Source organism: Amycolatopsis sp. CA-128772, assembly GCF_002904295.1.
Taxonomy (GTDB): Bacteria; Actinomycetota; Actinomycetes; order Mycobacteriales; family Pseudonocardiaceae; genus Amycolatopsis.
The window spans coordinates 1-4,331 of sequence record NZ_PPHG01000045.1 but is presented as its reverse complement, the minus strand read 5'-3'; the positions used below and the strand labels follow the sequence as shown (position 1 = coordinate 4,331).

4 protein-coding genes are annotated in these 4,331 nt (G+C 68.1%); all 4 read left to right on the top strand.

Going from position 1 to position 4,331, the window contains the following annotated elements; genetic code table 11:
• A partial coding sequence (gene lipA, locus C2L59_RS17420; protein ID WP_199199120.1) for a lipoyl synthase occupies positions 1-984 on the top strand: 984 nt, incomplete at its 5' end.
• A gap of 44 nt (positions 985-1,028) precedes the next feature.
• Entirely contained in the window at positions 1,029-1,676 is a 648-nt protein-coding gene (locus tag C2L59_RS17415) for a DedA family protein (protein WP_103350565.1), read from the top strand.
• A 16-nt stretch (positions 1,677-1,692) separates the two neighbouring features.
• The gene (locus C2L59_RS17410) at positions 1,693-2,562 is read left to right on the top strand and encodes a patatin-like phospholipase family protein (RefSeq protein WP_103350564.1); all 870 of its coding nucleotides are present in this window, start codon (positions 1,693-1,695) and stop codon (positions 2,560-2,562) included.
• A 103-nt stretch (positions 2,563-2,665) separates the two neighbouring features.
• Positions 2,666-3,877, top strand: a complete 1,212-nt coding sequence (locus C2L59_RS17405; RefSeq protein ID WP_199199119.1) for an Ig-like domain-containing protein — start codon at positions 2,666-2,668, stop codon at positions 3,875-3,877.
• Positions 3,878-4,331 lie beyond the last annotated feature (454 nt).

Genomic DNA, 4,331 nt, shown 5'->3' with positions numbered 1-4,331 from the left:
GGCCGGAAGCTGCTGCGTCTCGAGGTTCGCAACAGTGAGACGCCGATCGAGAAGAAGCCGTCGTGGATCAAGACGCGGGTGCGGATGGGGCCGGAGTTCACCGAGCTCAAGGGTCTCGTGCGCCGCGAGGGTTTGCACACGGTCTGTGAGGAGGCCGGTTGTCCCAACATCTACGAATGCTGGGAAGACCGGGAAGCGACGTTCCTGATCGGTGGCGACCAGTGCACCCGGCGCTGTGATTTCTGCCAGATCGATACGGGTAAGCCGGCGGCGTTGGACCGTTCCGAGCCGCGGAAGGTTGCGGAGTCGGTGCAGGCCATGGGCTTGCGGTATTCGACGGTCACCGGTGTCGCCCGGGATGACCTCTCCGATGGTGGCGCGTGGCTGTACGCGGAAACTGTTCGGCAGATTCACGCTCTCAACCCCGGGACGGGTGTCGAGCTGTTGATCCCGGACTTCAACGCGGATCCGGAGCAGTTGGCGGAGGTGTTCGGGTCGCGGCCGGAGGTTCTGGCGCACAACGTGGAGACGGTGCCGCGGATTTTCAAGCGCATTCGTCCCGGGTTCCGGTATGCGCGGTCGTTGGAGGTCATCACTGCGGCGCGTGAGGCCGGGTTGGTGACGAAGTCGAATTTGATCTTGGGTATGGGTGAGACGCCGGACGAGGTGGCGCCGGCGATGCAGGATCTGGTGGATGCGGGTTGTGAGATTTTGACGATCACGCAGTATCTGCGTCCCTCGCCGCGGCATCATCCGGTGGATCGGTGGGTGAAGCCGGAGGAGTTCGTGGAGCATTCTCAGGCGGCCGAGGCGATGGGTTTCGCGGGTGTCATGGCGGGGCCGCTGGTGCGCTCGTCCTACCGCGCGGGACGGCTCTACGCCCAGACCAAGGCCCACCGCGGCGAAGTCCTGCCCGAGAACCTGCAGCACCTCACGGCCGAAGGCCCCGCCGCCCAGGAAGCGACGTCGCTGCTGGCCCGGTGACGCACGTCACCCCACCATCCTTAAAGGATCAGTAAAGTGGCGGCATGGCCCTGGTTTCGGACCTCCTCAGCTGGTTGCAGGGACTCCCGGAACCGGGGCTCGTCGCGGCCACCGGCGGCCTGGTGTTCGCCGAGTGCACGATCGGGCTGGGTTTCCTGGCCCCCGGCGAATCCGGGCTGCTCATCGCCGCGACGACGGCGAACACCGTCCCCCGGTTCCTGGTGCTCTGGCTCGTCGTCACCCTCTGCGCGACGGCGGGCGACGCGCTCGGGTACGGCATCGGCCGCCGCTTCGGGCCGCGGCTGCGTGACACGAAACTGATCCGCAAGTACGGCCTCGAAGCCTGGGACAAAGCCACTGCGGTCCTCGAACGCCGGGGCGCCTGGGCGGTCTTCTTCGCCCGGTTCCTGCCGGTGATCCGGACCCTGACGCCGGCGGCGGCCGGGACGTCCGGCCTGCCGTTCCGCCGGTTCCTGCCGGCCGCGGCGGCGGGCGCGTTCTGCTGGTCGCTCGTTCACATCAGCATCGGCGCGGCGCTGGGCGAGGCCGCCAAGCGCATCGAAGGCGCCCTGAACACGGGCGGCCTGATCGTGGTCGGCGCGCTCGCCGCCGTGGCCGTGTTCTTCCTGCTGCGGCTGAAGAAGCGCAAGGCGCCGGCCACGGCCGAGCGGGAGCCCGAACGCGTGCCCTGAGTACTACATTCGGCGTATGAGTCTCGCGGATCTTCCCCGGCCGGTCGGCTTCGTGCTCGGCGGGGGCGGCAGCCTCGGCGCCATGCAGGTCGGCATGCTGCGCGCGCTGACCGAAGCCGGGCTGACGCCGGACATCGTGACCGGCACGTCGGTCGGCTCGCTCAACGCCGCCGTCCTGGCCCGCTCGGGCGAGGACGCACTCCCGCGGCTGCACGACATCTGGGTGCACATGACGCGCGCCGAGGCGTTCCCCGGCGGCGTGTTCAGCCGCGTCCGAACGCTGACGCAGAGCCGGACGCACCTGTTCCCCAACAGCGGCCTGGCCGGCATCATCGCCGACCACCTCGGCGCTTCGACGCGCTTCGAGGACTTGGCGCTGCCGCTCGGCGTCGTCACCACCCAGGTCGACACGGCCGAGCCGCTGCTGATCCGCTCCGGGCGGCTGCTCGGGCCGCTGCTGGCGAGCTGCGCGATCCCGGGGATCTTCCCGCCGGTGGAGCACGAAGGGCGGCTGCTGTACGACGGCGGGCTCGTCGCGAACGTGCCGATGCGGCAGGCGCTGTCGATGGGGGCGAAGTCGCTGGTGGTGCTCGACTGCGCGTTCCCCGGGAAGCTGCCGGGCGCGCCGCGGACGTTCGCCGAGGTGATGATGTTCACCGCGATGATCAGCATGCGGAACCAGGCGGTGCTCGAGGCGCCGGTGGCGGCCGCGCAGGTGCCGGTGCTGTACCTGCCGGGGCCCGCGCCGGTGCGTGTGCACCCCCTCGATTTCGGGCACACGGACGCACTGGCGGAAGAGGCGTACACGGCGGCCAAGGAGTACCTCGGTGAAGTCTCGGTGAGCGGACCGGGTCTGTACGGCGCTCCGGGCCTCGTCATCACGTGATCCACGTCACGCCGATGCACCGATCCGCCGGCAAGAACGTCATCGCTATCGCGTAGTTTTGATGACGAATGCCCGCCGATCCCAATTCCCAAAAAGAGACAATATGCTCCCCAAGAAGATTTTACTTTCGGTGGCCGGAATCCTCGCCGGAGCACTGTTGCTTTCCGCCTGCTCGTCCGGTGACGACGGCGGCACGCCCGGAGGCGGCGCTCCCGCGTCCGGCTCGGCCGGGCCGTCGGAGACGCCGGTCGCGGTGACGTTCGAGCCCGCGGGCGGCACGGCGGTGAACCCGGCGACGCCGATCGTCGTCAAGGCGGCCAACGGGAAGCTCCTCGACGTCACGGTGACCAACGCGGCCAAGGGGAAGACGGTCGCCGGCAAGCTGGCGGACGACGGGTCGAGCTGGACGTCCAGCGAGCCGCTCGGCTACGGCGCGACGTACAAGATCGTCGCGCACGCCCAGGGGTCCAACGGGAAGCCGGTCGAGCAGGACAACCAGATCACCACGCTGTCGCCGAAGAAGCAGGCGAACGCCAACCTGATCCCGGCGCCGTCCGCGGTGGCGAGCACGGGCGTCGGCGTCGGCCAGCCGATCGTGTTCAGCTTCGGCAAGGTCGCGGTGAAGAACAAGGCGGCGGTCGAGAAGGCCCTGACGGTCGAGTCGACGCCGAAGCAGGACGGCGGCTGGTACTGGATCGACGACTCGAACGTCCACTACCGGCCGAAGGAGTACTGGAAGGCCGGCACGACGCTCAAGGTGTCGGCGAAGATCTACGGCCTCGATTTCGGCGGCGGCGTGTTCGGCGCGGAAGACCGCACGGAGACGTACAAGGTGCACGATTCTTGGATCGCGAAGGCGGACGGGAACAGCGAACAGATGCAGATCTTCCACAACGGTCAGATGGTGAAGTCCATGCCGATCTCGATGGGCAAGGACGCCACGCCGACCCACCTGGGCGCGCACGTGATTTCGGACAAGCAGGCGAACTACACGATGGATTCCTGCACGTACGGCGTCTGCCCGCCGGACCCGAAGGCGTACCGGTCCAACGAGAAGTTCTCGGAGCGCATTTCCAACGACGGCGAGTTCGTCCACGAGAACCCGAACAGCGTGGGCCAGCAGGGCAGTTCGAACGTGTCACACGGCTGCATCAACCTGAACGACGCGAACGCCCAGTGGTTCTTCCAGAACATGGGCCTGGGCGACGTCGTGGAGGTCACCAACTCGGGCGGCCCGCAGCTGCCGGTGTGGGACCTGTACGGCGACTGGTCCAAGTCCTGGCCCGACTGGCAAGCCGGCTCCGCCATCAAGTAACCCACCCCTTCCCGCCGGGGGTCTGGAGCTCCGCTCCTGACCCCCTTCTTCATGCCAGCCGCCCCCCTGGGTACGCGACCCGACCCTCCAGCACGGTTGATGCCCTCCCCTTCCCGCCTAGGTCCACAAGCCGCCCCTCAAGCCGACGTGATGCCCCGCCAATCACGGCTGATGCCCTCCCAATCACGCGAGTTCCGCCTTCAATCACGCGAGATGCGGGTCCGATCACGCAAGTTCCGGGCCGAATCACGCCGGTCCCGGGCGCCGTAGGACATCGCCCGTGATTGCAGGGGCATCACTCGAGATCCGGGAGGCATCACGCGTGACTGGAGGGCAACACGGAGCCGGCCGGGTCGCGGCTCGGGTGATCTGGAGCCGGAACTCGCGTGACCAGACCCGGGATTCGCGTGACCAGACCCGGGATTCGCGTGACTGGAGCCGGGTCTCGCGTGAT